General features: G+C 62.7%; 8 protein-coding genes. 1 reads left to right on the plus strand and 7 read right to left on the minus strand.

From position 1 onward, the window contains the following. Positions 1-198: 198 nt before the first annotated feature. Together ACRECS_RS25900 and ACRECS_RS25905 are read right to left on the minus strand one after the other, a co-directional pair. Positions 199-936, minus strand: coding sequence for an acid phosphatase (locus tag ACRECS_RS25900; protein WP_431585856.1), 738 nt, complete (start codon positions 934-936; stop codon positions 199-201). Between the two features lie 73 nt (positions 937-1,009). Next, positions 1,010-3,526: a TonB-dependent receptor gene (locus ACRECS_RS25905; RefSeq protein WP_431585857.1), complete on the minus strand. Its 2,517-nt coding sequence runs from the start codon at positions 3,524-3,526 to the stop codon at positions 1,010-1,012. Positions 3,527-3,758: 232 nt separating this feature from the next. Here ACRECS_RS25905 and ACRECS_RS25910 point away from each other — a divergent pair, with 232 nt between their 5' ends. Further along, on the plus strand, positions 3,759-5,264 hold the full coding sequence (locus ACRECS_RS25910) for an amidase (protein WP_431585858.1): 1,506 nt from the start codon (positions 3,759-3,761) through the stop codon (positions 5,262-5,264). Positions 5,265-5,333: 69 nt separating this feature from the next. On the opposite strand, the gene ACRECS_RS25915 is transcribed toward ACRECS_RS25910, so the two are convergent. The 5 genes from ACRECS_RS25915 to ACRECS_RS25935 are packed head-to-tail and all read right to left on the minus strand — an operon-like array spanning position 5,334 to position 20,052. Then, on the minus strand, positions 5,334-7,418 hold the full coding sequence (locus tag ACRECS_RS25915) for an HlyD family efflux transporter periplasmic adaptor subunit (protein ID WP_431585859.1): 2,085 nt from the start codon (positions 7,416-7,418) through the stop codon (positions 5,334-5,336). Between the two features lie 58 nt (positions 7,419-7,476). Continuing rightward, entirely contained in the window at positions 7,477-8,850 is a 1,374-nt protein-coding gene (locus ACRECS_RS25920; RefSeq protein WP_431585860.1) for an efflux RND transporter periplasmic adaptor subunit, read from the minus strand. After that, positions 8,834-9,736 carry an efflux RND transporter periplasmic adaptor subunit gene (locus ACRECS_RS25925; protein ID WP_431585861.1) on the minus strand — a complete coding sequence of 301 codons (903 nt, stop codon included), beginning with the start codon at positions 9,734-9,736 and terminating at the stop codon, positions 8,834-8,836. The genes ACRECS_RS25920 and ACRECS_RS25925 overlap by 17 nt, the downstream gene beginning before the upstream one ends. Before the next feature lie 5 nt (positions 9,737-9,741). After that, the gene (locus ACRECS_RS25930) at positions 9,742-11,232 is read right to left on the minus strand and encodes a TolC family protein (RefSeq protein ID WP_431585862.1); all 1,491 of its coding nucleotides are present in this window, start codon (positions 11,230-11,232) and stop codon (positions 9,742-9,744) included. A gap of 39 nt (positions 11,233-11,271) precedes the next feature. Beyond that, positions 11,272-20,052, minus strand: a complete 8,781-nt coding sequence (locus tag ACRECS_RS25935) for an Ig-like domain-containing protein (protein ID WP_431585863.1) — start codon at positions 20,050-20,052, stop codon at positions 11,272-11,274. Between the last annotated feature and the right edge of the window lie 12 nt (positions 20,053-20,064).

Consider the following 20,064-nt stretch of genomic DNA (forward strand, 5'->3'; position numbering starts at 1 on the left):
CTCAGGAGTGGAAACGGCCACCGCGTGAGTGGGCCGAGGCAAAGACCCAGTTCGCCGTGATCTTCGGCGAGCGGTTCGTCATCTGATGACGAGAACGGCCTCGCGCACAAAATATCGGACAGTCCCGAGTCCGGCGCCATCCTTCAATGCTATCGTCTGCTATAGACCGTCGCCCATGACCAGAGCCGCTATGCGTCTTCAGTCTGCCGCCGCCTCAAGTCGGCAGCGATCCTGTTCGGGCGCCGGTGCCGACCGCCGCAGCTGCGCGATCTCCTCACGCGCCGTATCCATGTCCTTCCGAAACGCGTCGGACGCGTGCAGCCTCGCCACCATTGCCGCCCCGGCCATATAACCGGCCTCCACCGCGCTGCGGCTGTGCGAGCCGCAAATGAACCGGCTTTCGCCGTAAATGCGGCCACGGCGCAAGATTTCGGTCGCGCGATCCGGCACCAGCTCCGCCAGCACCAGCGCGGTCGACCAGCCACTGGACGTATGGCCCGATGGATAATCGCCATTGCCGGCAAGATGTGCGGTCTTGGGCTCGCAAATCTTGCCCGGCGCATCGAGATAGGGGCGCCGCACGGCGAAGCCGCTCTTGGCGCGCCCGACCATGCCACCGTCGCCCATACGCTCGAAGACCCGCGTCAGTGCCGGCGCGCTGACGGCATCGAGCTTCATCCCCATGGCGCAGCTGAAGACCGTCAGGCGATCATCGGTCACGTCACGCGTCGCCAATGTCCAACGCACGCTCCCCTGCGCGGCGCGCGTCTGACGAAATGTGTCGCGATCGTCGGCGGCGCGCGGCGAGCCGGGCTTTGGCGGCACAGGGAGCACCTGCATCAAATCCGGGACAGGCTGCCCATCGAGATAGGGCTTGAGCGGCTGATCCGCCGCAACAAGCATCACCGCGACAATCGCGAGGGCGAGCGATTTCACCGCCTCACCTCCGCATTACCGCATCCAGCCGCGCTGCGCCGGGCAACGATGCACATGATCATGCGAAGCTCCATCAGAACCGGAACAGGACCGAGCCCTGCACCGTGCGACCAAAAATCGGACGGGCCAGGATCACCGGCCCATCGGCCTGCCCCGGCACTGCCTGCTGACTACCGCCCTGGCCCAGGCCGAGGCTGTTGGACAGGTTGGTGCCCTTCACCTGCACCGTCACGTGCCGGGTGACATCGACCTCGGCACTGGCGTTGAACACCGAGAAAGCCGGCAGCTTCACCAGATTGGCGTCGTCATTATATTTGTCGCCCTCGTACCGCCATTCGCCCAGCACGCGCACGCGACCGTCGAACAATGTCACGCGTGGACGAACACTCGCCATCACCTTCGGCATCGAGGAGGGCCGGTTGTTGTCGAACGACGTTTCGACAGGCTTCCCGCTCACGATTGTATTATAGGTATAATTCTTGAATTTGGGGTCCTGATACGTCGCCGTTGCCGCGACGTCGAACCACGGCACCGGCTTCAGGTTCGCCTCAAGCTCGACTCCGATCGTGCGGACGTCGCCATAGTTGATTTCCTGGACAATCCGAAAATCCTTTGGATCGATATAGGTGTTGGTGAACTGCACATCCTTGAACGAGCTGTAGAAGACGGTGGCATAAAGGCTGCCCCAGGGTTGCTGAAACTTCACGCCGCCCTCCGCCTGATCGATCGACTGGCTGCGTATGCCCTGGGGCAGCACATTGTCGCGATATTGGCCGATCATCGGCAGGCGATAGCTGCTTGTGTAACGGGCGAACACGCCCATGTCGGGCACGAACTGCCAATTGACCCCGATCGTATAGCTCTTGTCGTCAAAGGCCGGTTTGAAACGGGTGAACAAGCCCGAACCATAGAGAACGTTATTGTCGGCCAGTGTCGTCGGGTCGCCGAGATTATAGCTGGCTACGCCTTCGCTATAGCCGTGGATCCAGATCTTCTCGTAACGAAGGCCCGCATCGACGCGCAGCTTAGGCGTGATCTGCCATTCGTCCGAGAGATATGCGGCGATGTCCTGATAACCGCCGAACGAATGCGCGAACCGCGCTTCGTAACGCAATATGCCGCGATCGGTCGCGCGTCCGACCACCTGACCGGCAGCATTGACCGCGACGATATCGAGCAGACGCGCGTTCGGCGCCACTTCGGTTAGTCCGACACCATCGTTGCGATCGTGCGACCAGTCCGCCGATGTACCGTACAGGCCGAACTTCACATCGTGCCGGCCGATTCCGGTTTCGAACACATGGCCAAGCTCGACCAGGCCTATCATCTCCTTGATCGGGTTCTGGATCGACTGGAAAGTATTGACGCCGACCAGTCCATTGCCATTGGCGTTGGCGGGATAGGCGGCACCGTCGGTCGAGTAGACGAACCGGACGTCGGTCGCACCGGGGAATGCGGCCAGGGCATTCGTCCGTACTGCCGCGAGCTGTAGTGCCTGCGTCGTCAGATTGTTCAGCCCGCGCGCATTGCGGTTGGTATGACTGTCGCGATAGCGAACCCCGCCGCTCAGCGTGGTGCCGTCACCGAGCTCGACATCGCCCTTCAGCGTGAACTGCAGGTCGCTCGACTGGTTGAACTGGTTGAAGTCGGCCTTGCGAATTCCGGCCGGGGTCTTGATCTGGACCAGCCCGTCCTCATAGCCGGTCAGTGTATCGTCATGGCCGTTGAACGGCGCGAGCGGGCGCAAGCTGTTGCCGCTCCGGACCAAGGGCGTCGCATCGAAAAAGAAGTTGTTGTCCTCCATATATTTCACGCCGAACGACAGATGGCCGCGCGCAAAGTCCTTGGAGATCAGGATCCGCCCCTGCCCGCCATGGTTCGCGGTCGGTCCCGGATCGCGGACGCCCTGGTCCTTGTTGTAGAAACCACCCACGGAGAAACGCCATCCATCGGCGATCGGCCCGCCGATCCAGACATCGCCGCGGATCTGGCCGTAATCGGCGGTGGTGAGCTTCACCAGGCCGCTGAGTTCCGCCGTCCCCTTGCGCGGAATGAAATTGACCAGACCGCCGGGGGCGTTGGCGGCAAAGATCGATGATGGTCCGCCGCGCACCGCTTCGATCGCGGCATAGGTTTCGTCGATCCGCAGGAACTGGTCGACGTTGATCCAGTTGATGCCCGGATCATGCTGGATCGGCAGGCCATCTTCATAAACCGCGAGCGATTCATAACCGCCGCGAGGAATGCCGCGCACCCGGATATTGTTGGCGGTCACGCCGGCGGAAGAATCCGCCCATACGCCCGGAATCTGCTGCATCGCCTCGGCCAGATTGCCGATCGCGCGCTGGCGAATGTCGGCCTCGCTGATCGTGGTGATCGAATAGCTCGCCTCCACCTTTTTCTGCGCTTCGTTGCCCAGCCGGCCGGTCACGACGATGTCGCCTTCGTCTCCCTGCGACTCCGCCGCGCTTTCAACCTGCGTCTCGCTGCTCGCCCCGTCCGCGGAAGCTTGCGCCTGCGCACTGCCTGCGCCTGCAACGGCCATGGCAAAAAGAGCCGCGGTTGCCCGCAGCGTAAGCTTGATCTTCATGTCGATTTCCCCGTGTGCCGCTGATCTGGAAACCGATCAGTCTCGATGTGAACGTTATGACGGCGCCATTTGACGCACAGCGGTCGATTTGACGTCAATGGCGTGACGATATGGCTTCAGAATTGAGACATATGCGCAAAAAACAGTATCAATAACTATTATATAGCCATAGGTACATTTTATCCCTAGACTGGCGACACTGGAACTTCATCGCAAGACAATGGAGCAGACTGTGTCCGGAGATATTGATCGCCGCAAACTCCTCGAACGCGGTATCGGCCTTGGCGCCATCGCGTTGGGTTCACCGGTTGCAGCCAGGGCAGTTTCTGCCGGCAAGCCCGGCAAGGCTGCTACACCGGACGCGACCGAGATCGCGGCGATGATCCGGCGCAAGGATGTCACTGCACTGGAAGTGATCGATCAGGCGATCACCCGCGCCGAGGCGATTCAGAGCAAGCTCAACTTCCTCGTCACGCCGACGTTCGAGCGCGCACGCGACCGGGCCAAGACCATGCCGTTGACCGGGCCTTTCGCCGGCGTGCCCTATCTCATCAAGGATATGTACGACACGATCGGCGCCACCACCCGCTACGGCTCACGCGCGACCAAGCCGCTCCCGCCGGCCGCCAGCCAGGGCGTCATGATGAACACGCTGGAATCAGCCGGACTGATCTCGATTGGCAAGTCGGCCCTGGGCGAATTCGGCTTCCTGCCGACGGTCGAGCCGCTCGCCTTTGGGCCGACGCGCAGTCCATGGAATCCGGGGCGTTCGACAGGGGGATCCTCAGGTGGATCCGCCGCAGCCGTGGCGGCTGGCGTGGTTCCCATGGCAGACGCCGCCGATGGCGGCGGGTCGATCCGCATTCCCGCCTCAGCGTGCGGCCTGTTTGGTCTCAAACCGTCGCGTGGCCGCATGGTCGGGGATCAACCCAAGGCAGGAAAGCTGGACGTAACGGTCGAACACGCCGTGTGCCGAAGTGTGCGGGACTCGGCGACATTATTTGCCTTGACCGAACGGACCGGCACGGGCGCCACGCTCGAGCCGGTCGGAGTGGTCAGCGCACCGTCCAAGCGCCGGCTCCGCGTCGGGGTGGTGCTGAACAGCCTGTCCGGCCACACGCCGGACAGCGAGGTCAAAGCGGGCGTTGCGACTACCACGGCGTTGCTCGAAACCCTGGGTCACAAGGTCGACTCGACGGCATGGCCATTCGATGGCGCCGCATTCTCCCGCGGCTTCGGCGCGCTGTGGAGCATGGCGGCACTTGAGGTGACGAAATTGTTCCAGGCGCTGACGGGTCGCGCGCCCGACGCGTCGCAGTTCGAGCCCCTCACTTTGGCAATGGCAGCACTTGCCGCGAAACTTTCACCCGAAGAGATTGCGGCGACGCTCAAACAGTTTGAGGCGGTGACCGCAGCCTATGATGGCTGGTTCGACAAATATGACGTGATCCTGTCCCCGGTACTGCTCACCCCTCCGGTCGCGATCGGCGAGATAAATGGAGAGCTGCCGCTCGAGGTCGCGTTCGATCGTTGCAGCAAATATGCCGACTATACCGCGGTTCACAATGTGGTGGGGGCACCCGCGATGAGCGTTCCGCTGCATTGGACGCGGGACGGCTTGCCAGTGGGCATGCAATTCGCCGCACGTCGCGGTCAGGAACGTATCTTGTTCGAGCTGGCCTTCGAGCTGGAACGGGCACGCCCCTGGGCCAGCCGTCGACCACCCCTTTTTTCCTGACAGACCGGGGTAGCGCCCGATGCCCGGCGGGGCAGCGGGTTCTCTCGATTCAGTCATCCCGGAACAAGGCTAATCCGACAGCGACGCTTCCCGTGCATAGATGCGGCCGCTCCACCGCACGATTTGCGCCACCACGCTTTCAGGTCTTGCCGCGATCACGACGTCGCCCGGGACGATCTGATCGACCGCATCCTGAGGGCCGCCGCTTTCCGCCACCAATCGCGTCCGGTAGAGGGTGTGGCGCGGCTTCAATCGTCCGCCGGGTTCCTCGGCGACGGCGATCGGGCCGCCCTGGGTCGACGCCAGAATTGGTATGTCGATTGTCCCGGTCGCGCTGCCCGCCCGTTCGACCAGCCGCACCCGGCGTGACGATTGCCCGGCGTCTTTCGGCACGAACCGGCCCTGCGCGCCAGCTTCTATCCGCCAGGCGTCGTTCTCGGCAACATAGGCCTGCACATCGTAACGGCCCGGCGTGATGATGCGGGCAATGACCTCGCTGCCGTTCAGCCAGCGCCCGGCATGGGTATCGGGGTCGAGATCGACGATCCGTCCGGCGATGGGCGCGCGCAGCACCAGACGTTCGCGTCGCGCCTCCAGGCCGCGTAGCGCATCGCGTTCGGCAAGCTGCTCGCTCTCCAGGATGGTGCGGTTCGAACGATCTTCCGCATCGGCGGCGGAACGGCCGAGTTGTGCCTCTATCCGGACCAACGTCACGCGGTGTTGCGCGATCAGCCGCTCGATTTCCGGCGCGACCAATGTCGCGATTGGGGCACCTGCTGCGACGGTCTGTCCATTGCGTATGTGGATTGTCTCGATCCGGGCCGCTTCACCGGCGACGAGCGGCGCATCGCCGATCGGCACGAGCACGGCCGGCGCATCGATGTGGCGATCGAGCGGCAGGACCAGCAACAGCGCGACCACCCCCAGCCCCCAAAGCCAGATCCGGTAGCGACCGGATTTGGCGATGGCAGGTCCGCGCTCGCGCCAGGCACGCAGTTCGCCCCATATCGGCCTGATGATGAATACCGTCATCTCGACCGCGAACAGCAGAATGCCCAGCGCCTTGAAGAACATGTGATATACCAGCAGCGCGATGCCCAGATAGAGCATGAAACGGTACACCCAGTTCACGAACACATAGACAATCAGATAGGCGCGCAACCGCGACGGCATCTGCTCCGGGGGCGCTTCGCCGAGCGCGAAGAGCTTCTCGCGCACCCACCAGCGGCCGATCGCGAAAGCACGAGGCTGAAGATTGGGCACGCCGAGCCAGTCCGACAGTAAATAATAGCCGTCGAACCGCATGAGAGGATTGAGGTTCAGCACCAGGCTGGTGACCCAGCCCGTCGTCGCGAGCACATAAGCGACACTGCGGACCACGCCGTCGGGCAGGAAAACCCACAGCAGCGTCGCGATCGACGCGATCATCAGCTCCGCCGCGACGCCGGCGCAATCGATCAGCAGGCGCTCACGCCGCGATCGTAGCCGCCACGCGGCGGTCGTGTCGGTGTACAGCACGGGCATCATGACGAGGAAGCTCACGCCCATGGTCGGCACGCGGCATCCAAAGCGCGTCGCCGTATAGGCGTGGCCGAGCTCATGGGCGATCTTCACCAGGGTCAGTGCGAGGGCATAAGCGATCGCCCCTTCGACGCTGAAGAAATAGAGGAAATACTGGACGAACACGTCCCATTGCCTTGCGACGAGCACGAGCCCGGTGAGCGCGCAGATCGCGAAGAAGATCAAGGCGAACGGCGACCAGAGCGGCGCGACCCGCGTCAGGGTACGTTCGAGAAACTTTGCCGGGCGGACGAGCGGGACGCGGATGAAGAGGTAATTGTCGAGCATCCAGCGCCACCATTCCCGCTTGGTCGCGTTGCGGCGTTCCATCAGCGCCTTGACCGCCTCACCCGGTGGCGACCGCGTCAGGCTGTTGGTGAAACAGAATTCGATCATCCGCCCGATTGCAGCGTTGCTGCTCGCCTCGTCATAGCCGTCCTGGACGAGCGCACCGCTCACCGCCGATACCGTGCGGCCCGGCCAGAGCGACAAGATACGCATTTCGAGCTCGCCGATCTGGTAGAACAAGTGTCGGATCGGATCGAAGATGGTCCAGCTCGGCGCGCCATTGACCAGCGGCGCACCAGGTTCCATCCGCAACTCCTGACGAAGCGGCGGCAGCGGCGGCTCCGTCTGGATTTCGAGCATGCCGCTAATATCCGATCCTCTGGCGCAGCGCGCTGATCGGGCGTTTGAGGAGCGCGTAGATCATCGGCACCCAATGGCCATGCACCCGCGCCGTACCCCGCGCGCCGATATCCGGCCGCTGCCGGATCGGGGTGGCAACGAGGGCGAAGGCCATCACCCCCTCCGGCGTTTTGCGCGCCGAAAAGCTGGCCTGTTCCAGCCGCGCATCGATCGACCAGAGCGGCTGGCTGTCCAGCCAGACCTCCACGGGCGAGCCCGGCGATAACGACATCTGCTCGCTCGCCGGCAGGTCGATGCGAAACCGCACTGATTTCGGATCGGCGACGCGGATGATCGGGTCGCCGACATTCATGGCGCGCCCTTCATAGTCGCGCCGGTCGGAATACAGCGCGATGCCGTCGCGCGGCGCGACCAGCGTGGTCTTGCTCAGCATATCCTGGGCGTAGTCATGCTCGGCTTGCGCCAGATCCAGCTCGGCACGCATGATCGCAATCTCGCGCGCCTCCTCCGCCTTGCCAAAGGCAGCGCTGGATGCGCGCTCGAGCCGCGCACGCGCAACGGACAGCCTTTCAGTGGCGAGGGTCAGCTCGTTGCGCATCTTGACGTCGTCGAAGCGGACCAGCGGCTGGCCGGCGCGCACCCGGCCATTGGGCGGCACTTCGATCGTCGATATCACGCCGGAGAATGGCGCGCTGACCGTGAAGGGCCGCGCCGCGACCGTTTCGACTGGCGCCAGCGCACTCATTCGGGTCGGCAACAGCGCTGCGATCAGCAGAACGACTCCGATGGCGATACGCTGGCGCTTGTCCAGCCGGGGTACCCGCCTGACAGGTTCGGGCCCGGACAATGCGCGCCAGGCATGTGCTGAAGTCTCCGCCAGCCGGTCCAGCCGGAACCGTTCCGCTTCGCGCAGCGACGTATCCCGAGCCACCAGCAGCCCCGCAAAAGGTTGCCCTTTTGCATCGCGCAAGGGTTGCCAGTTCCAGCTTTCGAACGGATATTCGCCGAGCACGTCTTCGCCATCATAGGCACGGGCATCGAACTCCAGCGCGTCGTCGAGGCCGCGTTCGCGCTTGATTGCGGCGACGCTGGCCTCGATCGCTCGAACCAGGGGTGCATTGCGATCGATCGTGGCAAGGCTGGAGGCAGCGATGATCCGGAAGCTGTCGCCCAGACGCGACAGCCGCAGGACGAACATCTGGCCATAGTCGAACAGCCGCCGGCTTTCATTGGCGAGGAAATAGACCAGCTCCATCTCGCTCGCCTGTCGCCGCAGATCGGCTTCGAGCTGAAGCAGTGCAATAAGGCTCGCCTGATCGGGTGGTACGGCGCGCGGGATGACGGCCGGGCGGCCGCCGGGGTCAGCCTTTGACGCCATCTTGTGCCACTGGTTCGGCAAAACGCGCCGATCCGCTCATCCCCGGCAAGACGACGCCCGATGTCGTCTGGATCGACCCAACGACCCGCAATGTCTTGCTGACCGGATCGACCGCTGCGCCAAGACGCGTCACTCTGGCCGTCAGCTCCGAACCCGTTTCATCGACCTTGAAGGTGAAGGGCGTGCCGGGCTTCAACCAGGTCAGCCAGCGACTTGGGACGATCAACTGCACTTCGAGCGCGGTGCTGTTCTGTATTTTCATCAGCGGCTGCCCGCTCGCCGCCACTTCATGGGGATGCGCGATCTGTTCGACCACCATGCCGGAAAATGGCGCAAAGATTGCGCAATCGACCAGCTGCGCCGAAATCGCATTGGCCTCGGCCGAGGCCTTGTCGACATTGGCTTTCGCGATCTCGACCTCGTTCTTTCCAACCGCCTGATAAGCGTCGAGTTCGGCATTGGTCTCATAGGTCTTGCGATAGGCAGAGGTGGCAGCGTTGGCCGCGGTGAGCTGCGCGCGCGTCTGGGCGCAATCGAAGCGGGCGAGCATGGCTCCGTGGGTAAAGCGTTCGCCCGACTTGAACGGCATTGCGGTGATCCGCGCCGTGACTCGCGAGGAGATCACCGCCTCGGACTGCGACTGGATGACGCCGCGTATATCGCCTTCCGCCTGGGCAGGCTTTGCAGCCGGCTTGGCCGCGACCGCCGCCACTGGCTTGACCGCGGTGGGCGGTGGCCCGCCCCCCTCGTCAGACCAGAGCGTATCACGCCCACCAGACGCCATGGCGACCGAAATGCCGACCACGACCAGGGCGAGGATGCCCAGGCCGATCTTGCCCCTGTGCGATGGCCGGGGGGGCATTTCGGGATCGTGCTGTTCGTCCACCCCGCTCAATCCAGCTTCAACGCGGTTTCGCGGTCTGCCCACATGGTGGCGAGCGATTGAGACAGCGCCGCCAAGCTCTCGCGCCCAGTGATATCCGGGCTGAAATGATCGACCCCCATTGCCGCGAAGAGATTGGCATAGGCGTTCTGCACCTCAGCGTAGGCGAGGTCATATTTCACTTCGCTGACCAGCGTGTTCATTTCCTCGCGGAGCAGAGTCTGCTGGCTGATCGCGCCGACACTGTTGCCTGAGCGAATCTGATACAGGATCTTGTCCTGCACCTTGTTCTGCCGGGATGCCGTTTCGAGCTCGGCAGTCAGATGGCCATAACGGGCCTGGGACACATATATCTGAGTCATGACGGCCATGGTCAGGGCGAGTTCGCGCTGATGGATCAGGTCTGCCTGCGCATGCACTGCGCGCTTTTGCGCCGGATAGCGGAACACGTTGAGCAGGTTGAAGCTGGCCCGGGCGCCATAATTCACCCAGTCATTATTATAGAGGAATGCATTGGAATCGACATTGACGCCAAGGATCGCCTTGAAGCTGGGGAGCATGCTCAACAACGCAGCGTCGAGTTCACGCTTGTTGATCCGGTCGCGATAGGACACTTCGCGCAACTCCGCCCGGTTGCGCAGCGCGATCATCACCATCTCCTCATTGGCGAGAGCAATCTTGGGCGATTTCTGGGATCGTTCCGGCAACTGCAACGTGAATGCGGTACCCGGCTGGAGATTCATCAGCGCGGCAAGCTGAGCCTTGGCGACCACCAGTTCACGCTGCAGGCGACGGATCTCCGCCTGTATGTCGATCAGCTCGCGTTGATAGGTGAGCGCCGTCAGGGGCGCGGACAGGCGGCGTTCGGACAAACGTTCGGAATTCGACAAGGTCGATGACACGCTGGTTTCGAGCTGCTGCAATTTGGTGATCAGGCGCTCGGCGCTCACCGCCCGCCAATAGGACACGCGCACGTCCTCGATGATCCGGTTGGAGACCTTGCGGCGGCGCTCCATCGCGATCAGCACTTCGTCCGCCTTCTGCTTGGCGCGGACATATGAAAGGCCGAAATCGAGGACGTCCCAGCTGAGCGTGAGATCAGCGGTGAAAACGTCCTTCTCGCTTGAGGTCGATGGCTCCAGCGACTGGCGACCCGACAACAGCGAATATGACCGGGCGCCGGAAAAGCTGTTACGCCCGGCATAGCCCCCGGTCGCGACGAGCTGGGGCAGCATGTCATAGCGGGTCAGATCGAGTTCGCGTGCCTTAAGCGCCTCCTCCATCATCTCGACCTTGTAATCGAGATTATATTTCAGTGCCCGGGCCATCGCTTCATACAGGCTGATTTGTCCAGTGACTGGTTCCTGATCGACAGTGACCGCCGCCACGTTTCGGGCTGCACGGGCAGACATGTCCGATGGCGTGAATGGCTGTGGCGTGACGGTGCAGCCGGCGAGCAGGGCAGCGGCGGATAGGCCGATCGTTTTCCTGAACGTCATGGTGCGGATTCCCCTTTTATCTATTGTACTTGTCATCGCTCAGTGGAAGGCAGCGGCGATACGTGCCGCCTCCATATCCGCCCGGCTCGCCGTCGCCATCGCCGCAGCGTCGAGGCCCGACGCCTGCCCCTGCGGGCGGTCAGCGCTATGATCGATCTGGATTTCGCCGGTCGCCCCCTGGATGATCACCGGCGTGTCGACATGACTGCCGTCTTCGCGGATCGAACGGACGATCAACCGTATCACCTCGACGTCCACCGGCCGCTCGATGATCGCGAGGCCGCGACTGTCGAAATGGATCCAGCCGGGCAGCGCGCGACCATCGGCCATCCTGACCTGATGCTCGACAAAGCGGTCCGAATCCGCATACCCGATATCGCGAATTTCGAGATAGATCGTCCTGTCGCGAACCACCGATTCGAGCATCACCTGGTCGCCGTCGGTTGCACGCACCGAGAAGCCGGTAAGCGGTTCCACGGTAAAGTCGCCGAACCGCCGGTCGAACAGCCGGTCCAGGCCAAACCGCAAGTCGGTGACGCGATTGAGGCGCGCGACCTCCTCGCTCACCGGACTGCCGTCAATGTCAAAGGTGCCGATACCGTTAAGCGGCGCGATGCCATTCACCGCAGCGATGATCGGCCGGTCGATGTCGAGCGAGGTCGTGCCGTTCAGAGAGTCGATACCGTTTACGGTGTTCAGGACGATGGGGTCCGCCGCGATGAAGGTCGGATTGAAATCCCTATAGGCCTCCGGAGCCTGTCCATCGGGGAAGCGCATCTGCCCGAATTCAAGCAGCTGGCCGATATTGACAGCACTCTCGGCGCGAACCGTGATCGTCACGGTCGATGTTACCGTGCCGCCCCGCCCGTCCGACACGATATAGGTCAGTGTCGTCGTTCCGGCAAAACCCGGCGCGGGAACATAAGTCAGCGTGCCGTCGGGATTGATCGTCACCGTACCGTTGGACACTGTCGCCCCGGTCACGCTCAGCGGATCGCCATCGGGATCGGAGGCATTGCCCAGCACGTCAACCGTCACTAGCTGGCCGACGATCGTATCGATGCTTTCGCCCGTATCGACCGGCGCGTCATTTACGGAGGCGACGGTCACCGTCACGGTCGCGGTCGCGGTGCCGCCCTGGCCATCCGAGATGGTGTAAGTGATCGTATCGGTGCCGTTGAAGTTGGCGGCCGGCGTGTAAGTGATCGTGCCGTCGGCATTGATCACCACCGTTCCATTGGCGGCGCTGGCTGTCGTGACCGTGAGCGGGTCACCGTCAGGATCACTATCATTGGTGAGCACGGCCACCGTGACCGGCGTGTCCTCATTGGTTGAGGCCGTATCGTTCACGGCTACTGGCGCTTCAGTCACTGCCGCGACGGTCACCGTCACGGTCGCGGTCGAGGTGCCGCCATGACCATCGGAGATGGTGTAGGTGATCGTGTCCGTGCCGTTGAAGTTGGCGGCCGGCGTGTAAGTGATCGTGCCATCGGCGTTGATCACCACCGACCCGTTTGCGGCACTGGCCGTCGTGACCGTGAGCGGATCGCCATCGGGATCGCTGTCATTGCTGAGCACGGCCACCGTGACCGGCGTGTCCTCATTGGTCGAGGCTGTGTCGTTCACCGCTACCGGCGCATCTTCCACCGCCGCGACGGCGACCGTCACGGTCGCGGTCGACGTGCCGCCATGACCATCCGAGATGGTGTAGGTGATCGTATCCGTGCCGTTGAAGTTGGCGGCCGGCGTGTAAGTGATCGTGCCATCGACATTGATCACCACCGTCCCGTTGGCGGCGCTCGCCGTCGTGACCGTGAGCGGATCGCCATCGGGATCACTGTCATTGGTGAGCACGGCCACCGTGACCGGTGTATCCTCATTGGTCGAGGCCGTGTCGTTCCCCGCCACCGGCGCGTCATTCACCGCCGCGACGGCCACCGTCACGGTTGCGGTCGAGGTCCCGCCATGACCATCCGAGATGGTGTAGGTGATCGTGTCGGTGCCGTTGAAGTTGGCGGCCGGTGTGTAGGTGATCGTGCCATCGGCATTGATCGCCACCGTCCCATTGGCAGCACTGGCTGCGGTGACCGTGAGCGGATCACCATCTGGGTCGCTGTCGTTGGTGAGCACTGCGACCGTGACCGGCGTATCCTCTTTGGTCGACGCCGTGTCGTTCACCGCCACCGGTGCATCGTTCACTGCCGCAACGCTTACCGTCACCGTCGCGGTCGATGTGCCACCGTGACCATCGGAGATGGTGTAGGTGATCGTGTCCGTACCGTTGAAGTTGGCGGCTGGCGTGTAAGTGATCGTCCCGTCGGCATTGATCACCACTGTCCCATTGGCCGCACTCGCCGCCGTGACCGTGAGCGGATCGCCGTCAGGATCGCCATCGTTGGTGAGCACCGCCACCGTGACCGGCGTATCCTCATTGGTCGAGGCGGCGTCGTTCACCGCCACCGGTGCATCGTTCACTGCCGCAACGGTGACCGTTACGGTCGCGGTCGATGTGCCGCCGTGACCATCGGAGATGCTATAGGTGATTGTGTCGCTGCCGCTGAAATTGGCGACCGGTGTGTAGGTAATCGTGCCGTCGGCGTTGATCGCCACTGTCCCATTGGCCGCACTCGCCGCCGTCACAGTGAGTGGGTCACCATCAGCATCGCTATCATTGGCGAGCACTGCCACCGTGACCGGCGTATCCTCGCTGGTCGATGCTGTGTCGTTCACCGCCACCGGTGCGTCATTTACCGCCGCGACGGTCACCGTCACGGTGGCGGTCGACGTGCCGCCGTGACCATCGGAGATGGTGTAGGTGATTGTGTCGCTGCCGTTGAAATTGGCAGCCGGCGTGTAAGTGATCGTGCCGTCGTCATTGATCGCCACCGTCCCACTGGTGGCGCTGGCCGCCGTGACCGTGAGCGGATCGCCGTCAGGATCAGCATCGTTGGTGAGCACTGCGACGGTGACCGGCGTATCCTCATTGGTCGACGCCGTGTCGTTCACCGCCACCGGCGCATCGTTCACTGCCGCGACGGTCACCGTCACGGTGGCGGTGGAGGTGCCGCCCTGGCCATCCGAGATGGTGTAAGTGATCGTGTCCGTGCCGTTGAAGTTCGCCGTCGGCATATAAGTGATCGTGCCGTCGGCATTGATCGCCACTGTCCCATTGGCAGCACTGGCGGCCGTAACTGTGAGCGGATCGCCGTCAGGATCAGCATCGTTCGTGAGCACGGCTACCGTGACCGGTGTGTCCTCATTGGTCGACGCCGTATCGTTTACCGCGGTCGGGACAGGGTTGCCGATAGACCAGACGAAACTGGTGGATACGGTAGCGCCGAGCGGATCCTGTGCGGTGACGGTAACGGTATAGACGCCCCCATTTACGGTGCTCGCGTTCGCGGCAATCGTACCCGTGATCGTGCCTGTGGCGGGATCGATGGAGAGCCCGGATGGCAAGCCCGTTGCAGTGAACGTCAACGGATCGCCATCGGGATCGGAAAATGCCGGCCCAACCGGAAGCGAAACCACGCCGCCGTCCGCATCGCTTCGCGCTGGCAAGCCGGAGGTCACTGGCGCGTCGTTCACATCGCCGACGGTGATATTGACGACCGCCGTCGAGCTCCCGCCCTGACCATCCGAAACCGTATAGGTAATGGTGTCGGTGCCGTTAAAGCCCGAATCCGGCGTATAGGTGAGCGTGCCGTCGGGATTGATCGTCACCACACCATTGCCCGCACTGGCGCCGATCACCGTCAGCGTATCGCCATCCGGATCGATGTCATTGGCCAAGACAGGGATCGTCACCGGCACATTTTCGCTGGTCGATGCCGCGTCGTTCACGGCGGTGACCGGCACATTCGCGATTGTCCAGGTGAAGCTGGTGGACACGCTGCCCCCGGCCGGGTCGGTTGCCGTCACCGTTACGGTATAAGATCCGCCGCCGATCGCGCTGGCGCCGCCAGCAATCGTGCCGGAAATCACGCCCGTCTGCGCGTCGATGACAAGTCCCTGCGGCAAGCCGGTTGCGGAGAATGACAGAGGGTCGCCATCCGGATCGCTGAACGCCGGCGCAACGGCAACCGCTACCACTTCGCCGTCGCTGTCCGCAAGCGATGGCAGTCCCCCGGTCACCGGCGCATCGTTTGAACCGGCGACGACGACCGTTACGGTCGCGGTGGAGGTGCCCCCCTGGCCATCCGAGATGCTGTAAGTGATCGTATCGGTGCCGGTAAAATCAGCGTCCGGCGTGTAGGTGAGAGTTCCGTCCGAATTGATCGTTACTGCACCGTGCGGCGCGCTTGCGGCAGTCACGGAAAGTGCATCGCCATCGGGGTCGCTGTCATTTCCGAGAACCGCGATCGTCACGGGAGCATCTTCAACCGTGGTCGCCGTATCATTGACGGCAAGCGGCGGCGGGTTGGATATCGACCAAGTGAAGGTCGACGACACGCTCCCGCCATTGCCATCGGATGCAGTGATCGTGACGGCATAGCGTCCGCCGCTGAGGGTACTGGCATTGGCCGCGATCGTTCCCGTCACGACACCCGTTGCCGGATCGATGGTCAGCCCAGGTGGAAGCCCCGTGGCAGTGTAGCTGAGGCTGTCGCCGTCGGGATCGGAGAAGGATGGAGCCAGATTGACGTTGACCACGCCGCCATCGGGAGCCGAGCGCGATGGCAGGTCGACAACCTCGGGCGAATCGTTGGTGCCCGCGACCGTGACCGTGACCGAGGCAGAGGAGAAACCGCCATTGCCGTCGGAGATTGTGTAGCTGACGATATCCGTGCCGCTGAAATCGCCATTGGGTTGATAGGTAATGGTGCCGTCCGGATTGATCACGACCGATCCATTGGCGGCGCTTACGGAAATTACCGTCAGCGGATCGCCGTCAGGATCGATATCGTTCGCCAGAACCGCAATGGTGGTGGGCACACCTTCCGCTGCTGAGGCGGTATCATTGACGGCAACCGGCGCCGGGTTTGCAACCGCCCAAGTAAAGCTCGTCGAAACGCTTGCCCCGCCGGGATCGGTCGCAGTAACCACAACGCTGTAAACGCCGCCATTCAACGCACTGGCACCGGCATCGATCGTGCCCGAAATTACCCCGGTGGCCGGATCGATGGTCAGTCCTGCGGGCAGACCTGTCGCGGTGAAGGTCAGCGTGTCACCGTCCGGATCGGAGAATGCCCCGGCGACCGGCAGGCTTATCGCTTCTCCATCATCAGCGTTGCGGTCACCCAAGGGCTGCGCGACCGGGCTATCGTTTCCACCAACGACAGTGACCGTGACCGAGGCGGTGGATTGGCCGCCCTGCCCGTCGGTAACCGCATAGGTGATCGTGTCGGTGCCGGTGAAATCAGCGGCGGGCAAATAGGTCAGCGTGCCGTCGGCATTGATGGTTACTGATCCGTGCGCGGCGCTGGCGTTGGTGACCGTAAGGACATCACCGTCGGGATCGACGTCGTTGCCGAGTACCGCGATGACCACTGGTGTGTCTTCGACGGTGGTCGCGTTGTCATTCTCGGCGACAGGAGCAGGGTTGACCACCTGCCAATCGAAGTTCGTTGAAATGGTACCGCCTTTACCGTCACTGGCAGTCAGCGTGACAGTGTAGATTCCTCCATTGGTGGCACTCGCGCCGGCCCCGATCGTGCCTGAGATCGTGCCCGTCGCAGCATCGAAGGTCAGCCCCGGCGGCAGCCCCGTAATCGTGTAGGACAAGGTGTCGCCATCGGGATCGGCGAAGGCGTCGGCAACGGAGAGTGTGACCGGCGCGCCATCGGAGTCGATACGTGGCGGCAGGCCCGTGGTCGTCGGAGCGTCATTACCTGGCGTGACCGTAATCACGACCGTCGCCGAGGAGAAACCACCGTTTCCGTCAGCGATCGTGTAAGAGATCGTCGCTGTACCGGAGAAGTCGGGATCGGGCGTGAAGGTGATCGTGCCGTCTGCGTTCAGCACCGAAACGCCGTGCGTCGTGCCATCGATCGTGACCCCGATCGGCGTTGCCGGATCGCCATCGGGATCGATGTCGTTCGCCAGAATATTGATCGTAACGGGGGTATCTTCCGGCGTCGTTGCGGTGTCGTCGAATGCGATCGGCGGGATGTTGTTGATGGTCCATGTGAATGTGGAGGCGATGGTTCCTCCGTTGCCGTCCGACGCGGTGACCGTGACGGTGTAGATGCCACCGTTGATCGTACTGGCATTCGGCGCGATCGTGCCCGAGATGGTGCCTGTCGCCGGATCGATCGAAAGTCCGCCGGGCAGTCCGATGGCCGTGAAAGTGAGGCTGTCGCCCTCGATATCCGAAAATACCGGACCAAGCGGAATGGAGACGACTTCCGAGTTGGAATCCGTGCGTGACGGCAGGCCGGTGGTGGTCGGCGCATCATTCACCGGAGTAATGGTGACATCCACTGTCGCGTTCGCGAAGCCACCTTGGCCATCTGAGATGGTGTAGGTGATTGTATCGCTACCGGCGAAGTTTGCGTTCGGCGTATAGGTGATCGTGCCGTCGGGATTGATCACGACCGAGCCATGGGATGCCGTCGCCGCGGTTACGGAGAGGTTGTCGGCATCGGGATCGGTATCATTGGCGAGGACAGCGATGATCACCGGCGTGTCTTCACCGGTCGACACGATGTCGTTAACCGCGGTGGGGGCGGGGTTGGTAATTGTCCAGACGAAGGTGGCCGAAACTGCGCCGCCAGCACCGTCGGAGGCGGTAACCGTTACAGTATAATTGCCACCTGTGACGGCACTGGCGTTAGCTGCAATTGTTCCGGAGATGGCGCCCGTCACAGGGTCAATCGTCATTCCGGCGGGCAGGCCAACAGCTGAATAGCTCAGCGTGTCGCCGTCACGATCGCTGAAGGCGGAGGACGCATCAAATGTGACATTGTGTCCGTCCGCATCGATGCGCGGCGGCAATCCGTTCGATTCTGGCGCATCATTCGCCGGGTTAACCGTGACGGTAACGGTCGCAGTGGAAAAGCCACCCTGGTCGTCGGTAATGGTATAGCTGATCGTATCGACGCCGTTGAAATCCGGATCCGGCGTATAGGTCAACGTGCCGTCCGGTCGAATCTGGATCGTGCCGTGCAACGCACTGGCCGCGGTCACCGTCAGCGGATCGCCATCCGCATCGACGTCATTTGACAGCACGGCGATCGTGACCGGTGTATCCTCGATCGTCGTTGCAGTGTCGTTCACAGCGACCGGAGCGGGGTTGGATACGGTCCAGTTGAACGTCTGGGTCGCGGTCTCGCCGGACGGATCGGTGGCGGTCACGGTGACGGTATAGATGCCGCCCATCATCATACTTGCATCGCCCGCAATCCTGCCGGTGATGATGCCAGTGGCCGGATCGATGGACAAGCCGGCGGGGAGGCCGGTCGCGCTATAGGTCAGTGCTGGATCGTCGATATCGGCAAAGCCGCTGGCCGTGTCGATCGAAACGGTGGCACCATCACTGCTGGATCTGCCGGGCAGTGTTCCAACCGGTGTGGGGCCATCATTAACCGCAATGATGGTCAGCGTTCCGGTTGCGGTGGCGCTGCCCTGCTGCCCATCCGAGATCGTGTAGGTAACGACGTCAGTGCCGTTGAAATTCGGGCCAGGGATATAGGTCAGCGTGCCGTCCGGATTGATCACCACCGAACCGTTTGCGGCCGATGCCGAAATGATCGTGAGCGGATCACCATCAGGATCGCTGTCGTTGGTCAGCACAGCGACGGTGACCGGACCATCCTCTGTGGTCGTGACGGTATCATCGATCGCGATCGGCGCTGGGTTGGTGACCGACCAGGTAAAGTTGGTCGAGGCAGTGCCGCCGTGACCATCGCTGGCGGTCACTGTCACAGAATAAATGCCGCCGGCCACCTGGCTGGCGGAACGATCGATGGTGCCCGAGATGATGCCCGTCACAGGATCGATCGAAAGACCCGCCGGGAGGCCGGCGGCGGTAAATGTCAGGACATCGCCTTCAAGATCGGTGAATGATGCTGAGGTGTCGAAGGTCACGCTTTCGCCGTCGCTGCCCGACCGGGCAGGCAGCGGATCGGCGATGGGCGCATCGTTCATCGCCGTTACCGTTACCGTCACCGCCGCGGTAGAAAGGCCGCCCTGGCCGTCCGAGATGGTGTAGGTGATGGTATCCACACCGTTGAAATTGGCGGCGGGTGTGTACGTGATCGTCCCGTCTGGATTGACAGTCACCGACCCATTCGATGCGGAGGCCGCAATGACACTCAACGTGTCGCCGTCGGGATCCACGTCATTTACAAGGACGGGAATGGTGACGGCGGTATCTTCCCCGGTCGTTACCGCATCGTTCGTCGCGCTTGGGCCGGGGTTGCCCACGGTCCAGCTGAAGCTGGCGGAAACTGTGCCGCCCTGGCCATCGGCCGCAGTGACGACCACGGTGTAGAGCCCGCCGTTAATGGCGCTCGCCCCGGAGGGAAGCGTACCGGATATTAGGCCGGTTGCCGGATCAATCGATAGCCCCGGCGGCAGGCCTGTGGCGGTAAAGCTCAGCGTGTCGCCGTCCAGATCGCTGAACGCGGGACCAGCCGGCAAGGATATGGTTTCTCCATCTTCATTGCTTCGCGGCGGCAAACCATCGGTAACCGGGGCGTCGTTGCCCGCAGTGACGGTTACAGTAACGCTGGCGGTCGATGTGCCGCCTTGGCCATCGGAGACCGTGTAGAAAATGACATCGGTGCCGTTGAAGTTCGCCGCAGGTATGTAGGTGATCGTGCCATTGGCGTTGATCACCACGCTGCCATTTGCGGCACTGGCGGAGGTCACACTCAACGGATCGCCATC

The organism is Sphingomonas sp. (genome assembly GCF_050725575.1).
Lineage (GTDB): Bacteria > Pseudomonadota > Alphaproteobacteria > Sphingomonadales > Sphingomonadaceae > Sphingomonas.